19 protein-coding genes are annotated in these 14,234 nt (G+C 48.6%); 11 read left to right on the forward strand and 8 right to left on the reverse strand.

The annotated features are described in order from the left end of the window. The first annotated feature begins 34 nt into the window (after positions 1–34). From K4H28_RS02690 to K4H28_RS02725, 8 genes are all read left to right on the forward strand, one after another. The gene (locus K4H28_RS02690) at positions 35–1,417 is read left to right on the forward strand and encodes an RNA polymerase factor sigma-54 (RefSeq protein WP_221006843.1); all 1,383 of its coding nucleotides are present in this window, start codon (positions 35–37) and stop codon (positions 1,415–1,417) included. Positions 1,418–1,463: 46 nt separating this feature from the next. Further along, a complete protein-coding gene (gene hpf, locus K4H28_RS02695) occupies positions 1,464–1,790 on the forward strand; it encodes a ribosome hibernation-promoting factor, HPF/YfiA family (protein ID WP_221006845.1) in 327 nt (108 codons plus the stop codon). Between the two features lie 104 nt (positions 1,791–1,894). After that, a complete protein-coding gene (ptsN, locus tag K4H28_RS02700; protein WP_221006847.1) occupies positions 1,895–2,365 on the forward strand; it encodes a PTS IIA-like nitrogen regulatory protein PtsN in 471 nt (156 codons plus the stop codon). Positions 2,366–2,491: 126 nt separating this feature from the next. After that, the gene (hprK, locus tag K4H28_RS02705) at positions 2,492–3,436 is read left to right on the forward strand and encodes an HPr(Ser) kinase/phosphatase (RefSeq protein WP_221006850.1); all 945 of its coding nucleotides are present in this window, start codon (positions 2,492–2,494) and stop codon (positions 3,434–3,436) included. Next, entirely contained in the window at positions 3,436–4,293 is an 858-nt protein-coding gene (gene rapZ, locus K4H28_RS02710; RefSeq protein WP_221006851.1) for an RNase adapter RapZ, read from the forward strand. The genes hprK and rapZ overlap by 1 nt, the downstream gene beginning before the upstream one ends. Before the next feature lie 25 nt (positions 4,294–4,318). Beyond that, positions 4,319–4,681, forward strand: coding sequence for a NusG domain II-containing protein (locus tag K4H28_RS02715; RefSeq protein WP_221006852.1), 363 nt, complete (start codon positions 4,319–4,321; stop codon positions 4,679–4,681). After that, the gene (locus K4H28_RS02720) at positions 4,662–5,210 is read left to right on the forward strand and encodes a Gx transporter family protein (RefSeq protein ID WP_221006854.1); all 549 of its coding nucleotides are present in this window, start codon (positions 4,662–4,664) and stop codon (positions 5,208–5,210) included. Before K4H28_RS02715 ends, K4H28_RS02720 begins: the two co-directional genes overlap by 20 nt. A gap of 40 nt (positions 5,211–5,250) precedes the next feature. Beyond that, positions 5,251–5,850 carry a flavin prenyltransferase UbiX gene (locus K4H28_RS02725; RefSeq protein WP_221006856.1) on the forward strand — a complete coding sequence of 200 codons (600 nt, stop codon included), beginning with the start codon at positions 5,251–5,253 and terminating at the stop codon, positions 5,848–5,850. A 33-nt stretch (positions 5,851–5,883) separates the two neighbouring features. Here the strand turns inward: K4H28_RS02725 and K4H28_RS02730 are convergent, their stop codons facing one another. From K4H28_RS02730 to K4H28_RS02745, 4 genes are all read right to left on the reverse strand, one after another. Further along, on the reverse strand, positions 5,884–7,242 hold the full coding sequence (locus K4H28_RS02730; RefSeq protein ID WP_221006858.1) for an MATE family efflux transporter: 1,359 nt from the start codon (positions 7,240–7,242) through the stop codon (positions 5,884–5,886). Then, positions 7,230–7,724: a hypothetical protein gene (locus tag K4H28_RS02735; RefSeq protein ID WP_221006859.1), complete on the reverse strand. Its 495-nt coding sequence runs from the start codon at positions 7,722–7,724 to the stop codon at positions 7,230–7,232. The genes K4H28_RS02730 and K4H28_RS02735 overlap by 13 nt, the downstream gene beginning before the upstream one ends. Before the next feature lie 89 nt (positions 7,725–7,813). Continuing rightward, positions 7,814–8,263, reverse strand: coding sequence for a D-aminoacyl-tRNA deacylase (dtd, locus tag K4H28_RS02740; protein ID WP_221006861.1), 450 nt, complete (start codon positions 8,261–8,263; stop codon positions 7,814–7,816). Between the two features lie 37 nt (positions 8,264–8,300). Continuing rightward, on the reverse strand, positions 8,301–8,717 hold the full coding sequence (locus K4H28_RS02745; protein WP_221006862.1) for a hypothetical protein: 417 nt from the start codon (positions 8,715–8,717) through the stop codon (positions 8,301–8,303). Between the two features lie 240 nt (positions 8,718–8,957). On the opposite strand from K4H28_RS02745, the gene asd reads away from it, so the two are divergent. Next, on the forward strand, positions 8,958–10,064 hold the full coding sequence (asd, locus tag K4H28_RS02750; protein WP_221006863.1) for an aspartate-semialdehyde dehydrogenase: 1,107 nt from the start codon (positions 8,958–8,960) through the stop codon (positions 10,062–10,064). Between the two features lie 151 nt (positions 10,065–10,215). Further along, the gene (locus K4H28_RS02755) at positions 10,216–10,596 is read left to right on the forward strand and encodes a hypothetical protein (protein ID WP_221006864.1); all 381 of its coding nucleotides are present in this window, start codon (positions 10,216–10,218) and stop codon (positions 10,594–10,596) included. A 245-nt stretch (positions 10,597–10,841) separates the two neighbouring features. On the opposite strand, the gene K4H28_RS02760 is transcribed toward K4H28_RS02755, so the two are convergent. The 3 genes from K4H28_RS02760 to K4H28_RS02770 form a co-directional block, all read right to left on the reverse strand. Beyond that, the gene (locus K4H28_RS02760; protein ID WP_221006865.1) at positions 10,842–11,696 is read right to left on the reverse strand and encodes a PhzF family phenazine biosynthesis protein; all 855 of its coding nucleotides are present in this window, start codon (positions 11,694–11,696) and stop codon (positions 10,842–10,844) included. A gap of 131 nt (positions 11,697–11,827) precedes the next feature. Further along, the gene (locus K4H28_RS02765; protein WP_221006866.1) at positions 11,828–12,043 is read right to left on the reverse strand and encodes a hypothetical protein; all 216 of its coding nucleotides are present in this window, start codon (positions 12,041–12,043) and stop codon (positions 11,828–11,830) included. 176 nt (positions 12,044–12,219) lie between these two features. Next, positions 12,220–12,828, reverse strand: coding sequence for a short chain dehydrogenase (locus tag K4H28_RS02770; protein WP_221006868.1), 609 nt, complete (start codon positions 12,826–12,828; stop codon positions 12,220–12,222). Between the two features lie 92 nt (positions 12,829–12,920). Here K4H28_RS02770 and K4H28_RS02775 point away from each other — a divergent pair, with 92 nt between their 5' ends. After that, entirely contained in the window at positions 12,921–13,811 is an 891-nt protein-coding gene (locus K4H28_RS02775) for a LysR family transcriptional regulator (RefSeq protein ID WP_221006869.1), read from the forward strand. A 182-nt stretch (positions 13,812–13,993) separates the two neighbouring features. Here the strand turns inward: K4H28_RS02775 and K4H28_RS02780 are convergent, their stop codons facing one another. After that, the gene (locus K4H28_RS02780; protein ID WP_221006870.1) at positions 13,994–14,221 is read right to left on the reverse strand and encodes a hypothetical protein; all 228 of its coding nucleotides are present in this window, start codon (positions 14,219–14,221) and stop codon (positions 13,994–13,996) included. Between the last annotated feature and the right edge of the window lie 13 nt (positions 14,222–14,234).

A 14,234-nucleotide genomic window follows, 5' to 3' on the forward strand; every position in this document is an offset into this window, starting at 1 on the left:
TTTGGTCTGCTCTAATTCCTAGGTCGTTCTCTTCATGAAGCAAACCCTGCAGCTGCGCATGTCGCAGCAGCTTAATCTAACACCGCAACTTCAGCAGTCAATCAAACTGTTGCAACTCTCTACGCTTGAATTTCAACAAGAAATTGAACAGTTCCTCGCTGAAAATCCGATGTTAGAGCGTGAGGATGGCGTGGTTGATGCGGGTGAAGAAGCTGCGCCGCTCGAAGTCAGCGAAGTCGTTGAAGAGGGGGATAGCCTGCGCTGGGACGAGGTCAGATCAGGTCAATCGTATGACGAAGATGATGAAAATGACCCTGCTTTAAGGGTTCAAAAAACGTATTCTTTGCGCGACTATTTGCTTGAACAAAGTGGCTGTTTGGTGGTCTCAGAGCGGGATAAGGCGTTGATTAATTTGTTAATTGATGCCTTGGATGAGGACGGTTTGCTAAGCCAAACGTTAGATGAAATCTATGCTCAGATCCCCGAAGAGCTGATCACTGAGTTGGAGTTAGAGCCAGAAGAGCTGCAAATTGCATTGCAGCATTTGCAGCAACTTGAGCCTTTGGGTGTTGGCGCAAGGGATTTAGCCGAGTCTTTGACAATACAGCTCCGCGTTTTGCCCGATAGTCCAGTGAGACAAATTGCCATTCGATTAGTGAATGAAGGACTCGATTTATTGGCGCAGCGGGATTACACTAGACTTAAGCGTCAACTGCAATGCGATGAAACAACGCTGCGAGATGCGCAAGCTTTGGTGCGTGGATTAACGCCAAGACCGGGGGCAAATTGGTCGTCTGAGACGACTCGCTATGTAGTTCCAGATGTCATTGTGACAAAAGTGCGTGGGCAATGGCAGGTGCGCTTGAATTTTGCGGCGCAGCCCAAACTTAAAGTCAATGAGATGTACGCCAAGCTGTTGCAAGGTGATTCCACAATGGGTTTGAGTGGAAAATTGCAAGAAGCTCGTTGGTTGATTAAAAGTGTTGAACAGCGTGGCAGTACGATTTTACGTGTTGCTGAAGCGATTGTGGTACGGCAAAAAGCGTTTTTTGAGTATGGTGAAGTGGCAATGCGGCCCTTGGTGTTGCGTGATATTGCGGATGAGTTAGAGTTGCATGAATCCACCATTTCACGGGTGACAACGCAAAAATACATGCTGACGCCACGAGGGGTATTTGAGTACAAATATTTCTTTGGTAGTCATGTTGAAAGCGAAACGGGTGGTGAAAATTCAGCAACATCCATCAAAGCTTTGATCAAACAACTGGTACAGCAAGAAAATACGCACAAACCTTTATCGGATAGTGCTATAACTGAAGAACTCGCACGGCAAGGTGTGGTGGTTGCGCGACGCACCGTTGCTAAGTACAGGGAGGCATTAATGATTCCTCCCGTTAATCAGCGCAAGTGTTTGTAAAAGCACATCGCCTTATACAAAAGCAGAAAAACCGAAGGAGTAGTATATGAACCTCAACATTAGTGGTCATCATCTGGAAGTTACACCAGCGATTCGTGAATACGTTGCTAGCAAAGTAGAGCGCACGACTCGCCATTTTGACAGCGTCATTGATGTTTCAGTGATTTTGTCTGTCGATAAGCTGGAACATAAGGCCGAAGCGACGGTGCATGTCGTGGGCAAAGATCTTCATGTTGAGTCAGTTGATGCAGATATGTATGCAGCGATTGATAGTCTTGTTGATAAACTTGATCGTCAGATTATCAAATACAAAGAAAAGCAATCTGGCCATCGTAATGAAGCGATCAAGCACCAAGCGGTGATCGAAGAATAATCCGTTGCGCAAGCAACACAACGGGAACGCCGCGAGTCGTTCCCGTTTTTGTTTATCGGAGCGCGGGTTACAATGGCGGCTCCTTTAAGGACATAAGTTTGAACATGAGCCTGATTAGCAAAATTCTCCCTGTTGCCAATGTGTTTCTCGACTTGGATGTGGGCAGCAAAAAACGCGTTTTTGAACATGTCGGTATTTTGTTTGAAAATAGCCATGGTATTGCGCGTAGCGTAATTTTTGATAGTTTATTCGCCCGCGAAAAACTAGGCTCAACGGGCTTGGGCCAAGGTGTAGCAATTCCTCATGGACGGATCAAAGGCTTGAAAGAAGCCGTTGGCGCTTTTGTGCGCTTGAAAGAGCCGATTCAATTTGATGCGCCCGATAGCAAGCCAGTTTCTTTGATTTTTGTTTTGTTGGTTCCGGCTAATGCGACCGATCTGCATTTGCAAATTTTGTCTGAACTCGCCCAATTGTTTTCAGATAAGCAATTGCGTGAAGAGTTGCTGGCATTACCTGATGCAACGGCGGTATGGGAGAAAATTTCCAATTGGGAACCCTACGCTTCTGAGTTTTAATTGACTTCAGCCCTCAGCTTTTGACTGAGGGCTTCTTATTTGAGGCGTCTTCATTGGCGCGGCTCAGTCCAATTGTCATACAATTTGTAATAAAATCATTTCTAAAATTGATCAACGCGAGCCAGCATGCCTCAAATCACTGCCCGACAACTTTTTATTGATAACGCCGAAAAACTGCGCCTCACTTGGGTGGCAGGGCAGTCAGGTGCGAATAATTTGCTGTCCAATGACGCATCAGAGCAAAAGCCCTCACTGTCTTTGGTTGGGCATTTGAATTTCGTACATCCGAACCGCATTCAAGTGTTGGGTATTGCTGAAGTGGCTTATCTGAATAGTCTTTCAGCTGAAATTCAGCACTCCAGTTTGAATCAGCTGTTTGCCAATGATATGTCAGCGATGATTGTAGCGAATGGGCAAGTGGTTCCCGATTCGCTACGAGAAGCCGCCGAGCGTCATCATGTTCCTTTGTTGACTAGTCCAGAGCAATCTCCGTATTTGATGGAGGTATTGCGCTATTACTTAAGTAAAGCATTGGCTGTATCAACACACCTTCATGGGGTATTTTTGGATGTGCTTGAAGTTGGTGTTTTGCTCACTGGTGAATCATCGATGGGTAAGTCTGAGTTGGCGCTCGAATTGATTTCGCGCGGTCATGGCTTGGTCGCCGATGATGTGGTTGAGGTATATCGGACCAATCCAGAAACCTTAGAAGGGCGCTGTCCACCGATGTTGCGTGACTTTTTGGAAGTGCGCGGGATTGGTGTTTTGAATATTCGGACTATTTTTGGCGAAACGGCGGTGCGGCCGAAAAAAACGCTGAAATTGATTGTGCATCTGGCTAAAGCGGGCGGAGAAGCCGTTGCCCCTGTGGATCGTCTGCAAATGCAAGCTGCGACACAGGCAATTTTGGATGTGCCGGTGCGCAAATTAGTGATTCCGGTCGCGGCAGGCCGAAATTTAGCTGTGCTGGTTGAGTCAGCGGTGCGAAACTATATTCTGCAATTACGCGGCATTGATTCAACACGAGAGTTTATCGAACGCCATCAAAAATTCATGGAAATGGGTGAATAATGCATCGTAGTCAACAATTAGTATTATTGTCGGGTCTATCGGGCGCCGGTAAAAGCGTTGCATTAAAAGCACTGGAAGACCTCGGTTTTTATTGTCTCGATAATCTACCGGCACCCTTATTGCCGCAAGCGGTGTCGATGCTCGATCAAGATGGTTATCCCAAGGTCGCAATTGGGATTGATGCGCGTAGTGCACATAATCTCGCCACCTTTCCTGACCATTTAGCTGCGCTAATGGATTTGGGCTTAGATGTTCGCATGATTTACCTTGAAGCCAATAACGAAGTCTTAGTGAAGCGTTATTCAGAAAGTCGCCGCAGCCATCCTTTATCTAAAGGCGAATTGACCGTCACAGAGTCGGTAACTCTAGAGCGTGAGATGCTGGAAACCATCCGTGAGATGTCGCATGCGATGGATACATCTGGTTTGTCGGCCGCTCAGTTGCGCGTTTGGGTGCGTGATTTTATCGATTCTGATCGTGCCAAACTCACTTTGATTTTTGAGTCATTTGGCTTCAAGCACGGCTTGCCGCTCGATGCCGATTTTGTGTTTGATGCACGCTGTCTGCCTAATCCCTATTACGATCTTGCACTGCGACCGCTAACGGGAATGGATCAGCCGGTGGCTGATTTCTTGATGCGTCAACCCACGGTCGGTAGTTATTTCACGCATATTTTGGGCTTTTTAGAGCGCTGGTTGCCCGAGTTCGAGCGCGATCAGCGTAGTTATGTAACGGTGGCAATTGGTTGCACGGGTGGGCAGCATCGTTCAGTCTATTTAGCCGAAGAGTTACGTCGCCATTTTGCGCGCAATCGCCAAGTGTTGGTGCGTCATCGCGAACAGCATCACCGTGCCTAACACTGCTTGGCGGCAATGGCTGCAAATGATGCAGCCCGGTGATTATCTGATGTTGTTCTGTTGCATTGTGCTATGGGCGGTCATTACGCCCTTGTGTTGGTCGCAAGGCAGAGCAACGCGAGTCAAAGTATTTCAAGATGGTCAATTGTTTGCCGAGCTTGATTTGGCTGCGGCCCGTACTTTAGCCATTGCAGGGCCACTTGGTGATACTGTGATCGAAGTCGCAGCAGGTCGGGTGCGAATTGCTAGTGATCCAAGCCCACGCCAATATTGCGTGCGAGCGGGCTGGCTCACTCAAACGGGGCAAACTGCGATTTGTTTACCTAACCGCACCAGCATTCAATTGATTGGCAATCACCCGCCCGCGTATGACAGCCTCACCTACTAAACTCACCTTAAAAGTCACGCCAGAAGATGAGCAAGTTGCCAGATTGGCGGCCTGTGCGATTGCTTTAGCGGTGATTGAGGCGGCGATTCCTTCTCCTATACCTGGCTTTAAGCCGGGTCTCGCTAATATTGTCACTTTAATTGCGCTACAGCGTATTGGCTGGACGGCCGCAGTCTGGGTTTCTTTGCTACGTATACTCGGGGCAGGTTTAGTCTTGGGTGGCTTTTTTTCTCCCGGCTTTGTGATGAGTTTGGGGGGCGGCATTATGAGTTTGCTGGTGCTAGGTTTGGCGCAATATTTACCGCGCCGCTGGTTTGGTTTAGTGTCGTTTTCCATGTTATCAGCGCTTGGACATTTGTGCGGCCAGCTGCTGATCGCGCGGCTGTGGCTCATTCCGCATAACGGCATTGTCGTTCTGATTCCTGTCCTTGCTGCGATGTCGATATTTTTTGGTTTGATCAATGGTTTGATTGCCACGCGCTTATTGCGTGACGCTGAACCTATTGCCCCATCTGATAGTCAGAGCTGATTGCTTGTATATTCGACTGTTATTTTATTAGGACTTAAAAATGAAAATCATCACCCTTGCGTTTACTGGCGCCTCCGGTTTGCCGTATGGCTTGCGCACGTTGGAGTGCTTGCTGGCGGCGGGTTGCAAGGTGCGTTTGGTGTATACGCAAGTGGCGCAGATTGTCGCAAAGCAAGAGCTGGATTTGACTTGGCCTGGTCGCGCTGCGGATTTAGCTGACTTGTTGTGTGCTCAATATGGCGTTGATGCTGAACAATTGCAGGTATATGGACAAAATGAGTGGTTCGCGCCGATGGCATCGGGTAGTAATCCAGGCGATGGCATGATCGTTGTGCCATGCACGATGGGGGCGCTGTCCGCGATTGCCAACGGTGCGTCGGATAATCTGCTCGAACGCGCTGCTGATGTGATGATCAAAGAGCGCAAAACGCTGATTTTAGTGCCACGCGAAACGCCGTTTTCAGCGATACATTTGGAGCATATGCTGAAACTCTCGCGCCTCGGCGTGGTGATTTTGCCGCCGAATCCCGGCTTTTATCATCACCCCAAAACGATTGAAGACTTAGTTGATTTCGTTGTGGCGCGGATTTTAGACCAAATCAATGTGCCACATCAGTTAATGCAACGCTGGGGTGAGTAGGGGTATTTATTTCTAGCTATTTTTCAATAATGCTTAGCCTGATATACCTTGTGTTAAGGCGCGCTGGCTGATTTTTTGGAAGAAAGCGTACAGTGCAATCGCTGCAAAGCTCAGTGCGATGACCAGCGCCAACCAATAACCTGCCGGTCCATGTGCGCTGAACGGCCCTACGCCAAAAGTCAGCGCATAGCCAAGTGGTATCCCAATCACCCAAAATGCGGTTAGATGAATCGCCAGCGGAATCCGTGTTGATTTGTAACCACGCAATGCGCCCGCCACCACAATTTGCGTGGCATCCGAAAATTGAAAAATACCGGCTAATAAAAGAAGCTGTGCAGACAGCAGAATCACTGCAGGGTCTGCCGTGTACCACGTTGCAATCGTGTGGCGGAACAAAATAATCATGCTGCCTGACACTACTGCGAGAATAAACCCGAGGTAAATGCCGGTTTGGCCGATGAATCTGGCCTGCTTGTAATCGCCTGCGCCGATCGCTTGGCCCACTCGAACGGTGAGGGCGGTGCTGATCGCCAGTGGAATCATAAAAGTCAGTGAAGCAAAATTGAGTGCAATTTGATGCGATGCGACGGTGGTGGTGCCGAGTTTAGCGATAATCAGCGCAATCAAGCTAAACGCGCTGGCTTCAACAAAAAACATAATCCCAATGGGTATTGCCAGCTTGGCTAATTGCTTCTGGGTGTAGGGGTCAATACCCTTTGGTGCTCTAAAGGGGTGTGTGTCGCGATAAATCGGTGACACCCAAATCCAGATGACCCACAGCACTGCGCTAAACCACATGCACAAGGCGGTTGCCCAAGCGCAGCCCACAGCACCGAGTGCCGGAAATCCCCACTCACCATAAATTAACGCATAGTTGGCGGGGATATTCAGTAGCAGTGCCAAGATCGAAATAATCATCATCGGCTTGGTTTGATTCAAGCTCGAACTGTAGCCATACAGCACCCGTGCAATCGCCACCGCCGGAAAGCCCCAAGAGATCACCGTTAAAAAATCACTCGCTTTAACTGCGACATCAGGTGCGAGCCCAATATGAGCAAAGATGGGCACTAATCCATGCGCAATTAACATCATGGCAGCGGCCACCAACAAGCCCTGGTACAAGGCTTGCTGTGTGAGTGAAGGAATTTCATGAAACGCTTTGGCGCCGACTTTTTGCGACGCCATCGGGCTAATCGCAATTAAGAGGCCAAACATCGTCACAATCATCACACTCCAGATCGACGTGCCGACTGAAACGGCCGCCAAATCACCGGCAGACAAATGCCCAGCCATCACCGCATCCACAAAGCCAGTTCCCGTTTGCGCGAGCTGGCCGACCATAATCGGCCAAGCTAAAATCCAAGTTGCTTTTGCATCGGTCAAGCGGGGCATAGTTTTCCTTTAGGAATGGGGCGTGCGGGTTCAAAAGTTGCTAGCAATTCAGGAAAGCGGCGTTGAAACATCAATGCTTCTTCGCAATTCAAGCCGAGCACCAAGAGACTGCCATCAGGCAAATTGTGCGTTGTTAAGCTCAGGCTGTTCGCCGTTGCAAAAGCACGTAATAAAGACTGTGGGCCGGTATGCGGTGCCGCACGAAGCTGCAGAGCATTATGCTCGCGATACGTATCAAAATTAAGTCGTTTGTTTTTAATCACGGCGGGTGAATTGCGTGTTGAATTTTGGATGGGTTTTAGGTCGAGTTCTAAACAATCGTACATGGCAAGCTCCTGAGAAACTCGCCGGTGATTGATTTTAGTTGTTTCAATCACCGACGCTTTAGCGGAATTTCGATTGCGCCCCGCAAGTTGTCGATTAATTGGCGCAGTAAAAATACAAAAACCCACGTGCTGTGGGTTCGCACGCTTTAGCAACATTTATAAAGCGCCCTGCAAGCTGGGTTTCAAATCGGCGCTAAAATCATTGTGCGCGTAGCACTCGGAGCCCGTCAAGTACGGGCTTGTCCTTATTTGTCTTTGCTATCTATGAAAACCGTGACCGGCCCATCGTTCACTAGTGAGACTTGCATATCGGCACCAAACTGCCCAGTTGGCACTGGTTTATTTAGTTTTAGGCTCAATTGCCGCACAAATTCATCAAACAGAGGTTGGCTAATGGGGCCAGGAGCTGCATCACCCCAACTTGGCCGATTGCCTTTTTTGACTTGAGCAAACAGCGTAAATTGGCTGATCGCCAATGCTTCGCCGCCCACATCCAGCAGTGATAAATTCATCACGCCTTTTTCATCGGAAAATAGTCGTAGATTGCAAATCTTATTCACCAGCCACGTGATATCAGCCTCGTTGTCGTCATGGCCTACACCGACCAATAACAATAAGCCTGAGTCAATTTCTCCGACGGTCTGCGCTGCTACCTCAACCTTGGCTTGGTTCACTCTTTGAATTAATACACGCACAACTCGATTCCTTGCTGATGAATATCAGATGCCGCGATTATTCAACTGCAATGGTTTCGTTGTAAAGGCTGTCATGCGATTTGGCTTTTTGCGCCATGCTGGCAAATTGATTGCTCGCGGCTTGAGTTACGGGCGCGTTGACTTGGCTGAGCATGTAGCGAAATTTGAGTTCTTCTTCGGGGGCAAATTCACGCAAGCGATTAAGGTCGCGAATAATCGAACGCATCAGTGGCGGAATCGGTGCTAAATCATCTGAGCGATGCTGAAATGCATGGGCTTGACCACTTGCGACGCACATTTGAATTCGAAACGTCAGCTCCGCATGACTACGTGCCGATAGTTTTTTGCGTGCCTTATTCTGCTTGGTCGGTACTTGTATCGTTGTTTTTAGCGCTGCTTGGGGGGCTTTTCGATAAATAACATTCTGGGCAATGTTGAGAAATTTTCCTAGCATGCAATATTACCTTTTGCTGATGTGTAACTTTTTGTATTGTAATCTTATGTAAATAATAAATGCAATAAATCTTTCTTGTTTCTTTCCTTTTTTGTTTTATTTTTGACTCGCGGGGCAAAGTGTTCATGGACTCAACGGCTTTGCCGTACGTGATTTGCTCTGTGGACTAGTCAGGCATACGGAATTTCACTAATATCTATGTTCTGAATTTAATTTGAGTTGTCGCTAAAGGAAGTAATCATGAAACGGGTTGGTTTAGTCGGTTGGCGCGGTATGGTGGGTTCGGTTCTGATGCAACGTATGCAAGAAGAAAAGGATTTCGATGTAATCGATCCTGTATTCTTCACGACGTCGCAAGCGGGCCAAGCAGCACCTAATTTCGGTAAAGATGCGGGCACTTTGCAAGACGCCAACGACATCACCCAATTGGCGGCAATGGACGTGATTATTTCTTGCCAAGGCGGTGACTACACCACAGCCGTGTTCCCTAAACTGCGTGCCGCAGGTTGGGAGGGCTACTGGATCGACGCGGCTTCTACACTGCGTATGGAAAACGATGCCGTCATCATCCTTGATCCAGTCAACGACGATGTGATCCAAGGTGCGCTGGCCAAAGGCGTGAAAAACTACATCGGCGGCAATTGCACCAACTCGATCATGTTGATGGGTATGGGCGGTTTGTTTAAAGCCGGTTTGGTTGATTGGGTTTCGTCAATGACGTACCAAGCGGCTTCAGGCGGCGGCGCGAATCATATGCGCGAATTGCTTAAAGGCATGGGCGTGGTATATGGCGCGGTAGCTGATGAATTGGCAACGCCTGCATCTGCAATTTTAGAAATCGACAAAAAAGTAGCGCACACAATTTCAAATGATGTACCAACTGAATTCTTCGGCGCGCCTCTTGCTGGCGGCTTGATCCCATGGATCGACAAACAACTTGATAACGGCCAATCAAAAGAAGAATGGAAAGGCCAAGCCGAAGTCAACAAAATCCTCGGCACCGATGCCACGATTCCAGTCGATGGTTTGTGTGTACGTATCGGCGCGATGCGTTGCCATAGCTTGGCATTGACGATCAAACTGAAACGCGATCTGCCACTTGCTGAAATCGAATCCATCATCAAATCGGGCAACGATTGGGTGAAATGGGTGCCGAACGACCGCGAAGTGACCGTGAAAGAGCTGATTCCAGCGCAAATCACGGGCAAGCTCGATATCGGTGTGGGTCGCGTGCGTAAATTGAATATGGGCCCTGAATACATCAGCGCCTTTGTCATTGGCGACCAATTGCTGTGGGGTGCTGCTGAGCCACTGCGCCGTATGTTGCGAATTTTGCTCGCGAAATAATCGCTTAAGGCTGCAAGACGGGGTGAATTCACCCCGTTTTTTTTCGCATATTTTTTCCGGTTTGCCTGTAGAGTAAGTCTCCGTGCAGTGTGCAAAGCAAGGCTGCAGCAATATTATTGCTACCGTGTTTGAATGCAAAGGAATTTCTTTGTTGAATAAATTATTAAATAAGCTGTGGCTTAAACTCAATTATCAAGAAAACAATACCTTGTCGGCACGGACTGAACTTATGCCGATCAAGCGAACCGAAGCGGTTGAGCGTAAAACATCGCCTTTAGCGCAATCGGTGATTTATCGGATTAAAAAAGACGCCTTACTAATTGTTGCTGAAATGAATCGCGGCACGATTTCTGATGATTGTAGCCATATGGCGCGGCAATTGGCGTTTGTGCAAAAAGAACTCATTCAGGCCGCTTATCACGATGAAACTATTCCTAAAGTCGATAAACTTGCGCTGGCGAAATATCATGCACTCAATATCCGGCAAGGTATCGGCGAGCGCCGCGAGCAGCCTTTGCGCGGTGTGAAGTAATTTGTATATAGTCGGCATTCGGCCATAACCCGCCGGTCGGGGTTACGTTTCAATTTCTGCAAGTAGGGCGCCCGGTGATCGAGGTGAGCGTCCGGTATTCGGCGATGAAATTGATGGCCTCACAGCCCCAACTCGGCCAATAGCAGCCAGTCGCGTCAGGCAGAAAACGACACATTGCGGATGCTTAACTGTCTCGATGAAGTCGGGGGGATATTCAGGATATGACACGAGTTAGCCCACCCGAGTCATGGGGTAAGTGAAATTGAACCTTGCACCCGAATTGCAGATACTCCACCGATCAATATCGTACCGTCAGAACTAAACTCCACTTCAATCCTGCCATCGCGCCCGACTTTATTTCCTTGCGATGCACTATATCGCGATGGTGCTATGCCGCTGCGCTGAAGCATCGCGGCGACGCAGCCATTACCACTGCCGCATACCGGATCTTCTGGGACGGCGTCGCCTGGTACAAATGAGCGCACCTCAACCAATGCAGAATCACCATCTGCATACAGGCCGAAGACAGTAAGTCCCGTGCAGTTTGTAGTTGCTTGCGCGAGGCAATTAATGTCCGGCTTTAGATCTAAAACATCTTGCACAGAGCGAAGTTGCAAAGTAATCCAGACAGCCCCCACATCGATAATTGCAGCATTGCATACGGACTCACGATGGACGCCAATGGCCGCTAGAATGTCCAGTAGCCTGTGCTCACCTAGCGGCGCATAACCAGGCGCTGGCAATTCAAAGAAGATCCTGTTGCCGAGTAAGTGAAGCGGCACCAGTCCCTGATCACACTCCTGAACAAGCATCCCAGCTATCTTGGGAGTCAGCCCATAAGCTAGCAATGCTGTGGCGCTTCCGATAGTTGGGTGTCCTGCAAAGGGTAATTCACCTTGCGTGGTAAAGATCCGCAGTCGGTAATCAGCGTTACTGGTCGTTGGTTCGCATACAAAAGTCGTTTCGGATAAATTTGTCCAGTTAGCTATTTCAAGCATCTGTGAGCTCGTGAGCTTGTCGCCATCTAGGATAACTGCAACTGGATTTCCTTTAAACGGAGCCCCTCCAAAAACATCAACCTGGAAAAATGGAAGATTCATTTTGCCACTACTCCCTGCCATGAACACCTTTAGTCATAAATTTGAGAGCCAAGCAACGCCAAGCGAAAACTTACGTGGCTCTCTTAAAAGGATATTTAAAAATCTCAGATGAGTGCACCCCAGAGCTGATACTAGCTTGCGCTAGATCTTTTGCAATTGGCTTTATCATGGCTGACAGCCTCAGACTTCAACTCCTTCTCTTCGACTTCATTTGCGTGAATAATTTCTTGTTTAGCTCTAAATTGTTCATGCCTCTTCATAGAGGGATCATGACCGTCTTCGGCATGTACCTGTGTGTAGCCAGCGACAAGCAAAATACCGACAATAAAACCATTTATAATCTTCATTGATGATTTACTGGGGCGCACGAAAACAGCGCAAACTCATAAGAGTTGAGCCTTTTAGTTAAATCCATAACTTAATGTAGATGCATGTAGCTTGAGAGGCATCCGACCTGATTAACTTTCAGGTCGGCGCCCTCTTAAATTCCAGTGACTTACTTTCAGTGCAGATGGGCTCTTCTTCAGGCGTCGACGAATATAACCTTTCCGGTGATGAAGCCATCAACCGAGCGCTCGAAGGCTTTGCCTACCAGCGCGCCAGGGACAGGCTGGAAGCCTGGCATCATTTCCCCATATACGTCCCATGCCTCTTCCAGAACTGTAGGGTTGACCACGTTGATGCGAATCTGACGTGGAAGCTCGTGCGCTACGCACTGTACGAAGGTGTCGATGGCGCCGCTGGTGGTGGCGTCAGCAATTGCCATAGGAATAGGTTTGACATTGAGAATGCCCGAAATCAACGTAAACGAACCGCCATTGTTGATGTAGTTCAGGCCCACATTTACCAGATTGATCTGGCCGACCATCTTGCTTTGGATAGTTGTGTCCCATTGCTCATCGGTCATTTCGCTGAAGTTAGCGTATTCGCAGTAGCCAACTGTATTAACGACAGCATCGAACGGCCCAACCTTTTCGAATAGAGCCTTGATTGACGCCTTGCTGGTGATATCCACCGTGTGGTCGCAGCCTGTGCCAGAGCGGCTGGCGGTAATGACGTTGTGTTTTTTGAGGCCGGTCATAGCGGCTTGGCCCATGTGCCCTTGGGCACCAATCAAAATTACGGTTTTCATAGCAATGCCTCGTTAAATATTAAGGAGGTGATACTATAGGCGCTCACTGATACAATGAAAATCACCGCGGATTTGTATGAGATACAACCAAAATGATTGAGAAAATCGATATCCGGCACATGCGGGTTTTACTGTATCTCGTGCGCGAGAAAAACGTTTCTCGCGTTGCCGAGCGGCTTGAGATATCACAACAGGCGGTTAGCAACTACCTCAAGCGCATGCGTGAAGTGTTTCCCAATGAGCTATTCCTGCGCCAGAGCGCAGGCCTACAGCCGACCGACTATGCGTACGACCTCGCAGCTAAATTCGAGAAAATAGTTGAAGAGATCGACGGCATCTTCAATTCATTCCCATTCGATCCGGCAACGAGTGAGTACGTATTCAGGGTGATCGCAAATGAATATGCGCAACTGTCTATCATCCCATCGCTTTCGCTGCTCATGCGCGAACGCGCACCCGGGGTGAAGCTTGAAGTCATTGACTTCAATCCCGATCAGCATTTCACGACGTTAGCGCAAGGAGAGGCTGACCTAGTGATTGGTTTTTCTGACTACGTTGATCCGGGATTAGTGCGTAATAGACTGAGAAGCGACCACTACTGCTGCGTCGCTAGGCAAGGTTCGCTGCTGCCTCGGCAGATACAGGTGCTTGCAGATGTGTCCTTACATCCTCATGTGGATTTCGCCAGTGGAGTGGGCAATCTGGGGAGTCGAGTTGATGACTTCCTTAGTGCCCGGGATGTCAGTCGCACAGTGATTGCCACTTTGCCCTGCTACACGTCTCTGCAAGCGTTTATGCACGTGAATGATACGGTGGCTTTTGTACCCTCGGCCATTGCTGCCACCGGTGGCTTCCAAGTGATTGACCTAGACATGTCCTCCCTAAATTTCAATGTGGTTGTGGGATGGCATAGAAGAGCTTCGGGCAGTGCATCCAGAGATTGGCTTGTTCAGGTTATTGCAGGATTGCACACATCGAGTTAGCTCAAAATGAATACACCCTGATTTTGTAGACGCTCTATGACCGCTTCTGGCCGATTGGGTGAGGTCGCCAACGTCCGCTTCCGAGAACTCCACTGCGAGAATCCCCGGTTTGGCTGAGCGGCCGCTATCGGGAAACCGCGATGACCGGATTGGGTCGATAGCAGTCTTTTAGGTCGAAAAGATCATGAAGGAATTACTTCTAAATCTTTCTCTGGATGCTCTAGCGTCACATCATTTTCGCTTGGGCGGCGGGCGATCCAGCGTACTTTTACCACTGCATCTTTGGCGCCGAGTGGCACAAACACATCGATCACTTTGCCTTTACGTCGATCGAGTAGGCGGCCCATTTCAGGTCTTAGAAATTGAATCTGGTCGCGTTTGATTTGTACGGTTTGTTTTTCTTGAATCATTTTCTACTCCAAA

Source organism: Deefgea tanakiae, from assembly GCF_019665765.1.
Taxonomy (GTDB): Bacteria; Pseudomonadota; Gammaproteobacteria; order Burkholderiales; family Chitinibacteraceae; genus Deefgea; species Deefgea tanakiae.

What these genes read in the sequence shown, in the direction of transcription:
- K4H28_RS02745 (WP_221006862.1), bottom strand. Translation starts at nt 8,717, where the DNA reads ATGCTAGGAAAATTTCTCAACATTGCCCAGAATGTTATTTATCGAAAA.
- K4H28_RS02780 (WP_221006870.1), bottom strand. Translation starts at nt 14,221, where the DNA reads ATGATTCAAGAAAAACAAACCGTACAAATCAAACGCGACCAGATTCAA.
- hprK (WP_221006850.1), top strand. Translation starts at nt 2,492, where the DNA reads ATGCCTCAAATCACTGCCCGACAACTTTTTATTGATAACGCCGAAAAA.
- K4H28_RS02760 (WP_221006865.1), bottom strand. Translation starts at nt 11,696, where the DNA reads ATGAATCTTCCATTTTTCCAGGTTGATGTTTTTGGAGGGGCTCCGTTT.
- K4H28_RS02720 (WP_221006854.1), top strand. Translation starts at nt 4,662, where the DNA reads ATGACAGCCTCACCTACTAAACTCACCTTAAAAGTCACGCCAGAAGAT.
- K4H28_RS02775 (WP_221006869.1), top strand. Translation starts at nt 12,921, where the DNA reads ATGATTGAGAAAATCGATATCCGGCACATGCGGGTTTTACTGTATCTC.
- rapZ (WP_221006851.1), top strand. Translation starts at nt 3,436, where the DNA reads ATGCATCGTAGTCAACAATTAGTATTATTGTCGGGTCTATCGGGCGCC.
- K4H28_RS02690 (WP_221006843.1), top strand. Translation starts at nt 35, where the DNA reads ATGAAGCAAACCCTGCAGCTGCGCATGTCGCAGCAGCTTAATCTAACA.
- K4H28_RS02730 (WP_221006858.1), bottom strand. Translation starts at nt 7,242, where the DNA reads ATGCCCCGCTTGACCGATGCAAAAGCAACTTGGATTTTAGCTTGGCCG.
- ptsN (WP_221006847.1), top strand. Translation starts at nt 1,895, where the DNA reads ATGAGCCTGATTAGCAAAATTCTCCCTGTTGCCAATGTGTTTCTCGAC.
- K4H28_RS02765 (WP_221006866.1), bottom strand. Translation starts at nt 12,043, where the DNA reads ATGAAGATTATAAATGGTTTTATTGTCGGTATTTTGCTTGTCGCTGGC.
- K4H28_RS02725 (WP_221006856.1), top strand. Translation starts at nt 5,251, where the DNA reads ATGAAAATCATCACCCTTGCGTTTACTGGCGCCTCCGGTTTGCCGTAT.
- hpf (WP_221006845.1), top strand. Translation starts at nt 1,464, where the DNA reads ATGAACCTCAACATTAGTGGTCATCATCTGGAAGTTACACCAGCGATT.
- K4H28_RS02715 (WP_221006852.1), top strand. Translation starts at nt 4,319, where the DNA reads ATGATGCAGCCCGGTGATTATCTGATGTTGTTCTGTTGCATTGTGCTA.
- asd (WP_221006863.1), top strand. Translation starts at nt 8,958, where the DNA reads ATGAAACGGGTTGGTTTAGTCGGTTGGCGCGGTATGGTGGGTTCGGTT.
- K4H28_RS02735 (WP_221006859.1), bottom strand. Translation starts at nt 7,724, where the DNA reads ATGTTGCTAAAGCGTGCGAACCCACAGCACGTGGGTTTTTGTATTTTT.
- K4H28_RS02770 (WP_221006868.1), bottom strand. Translation starts at nt 12,828, where the DNA reads ATGAAAACCGTAATTTTGATTGGTGCCCAAGGGCACATGGGCCAAGCC.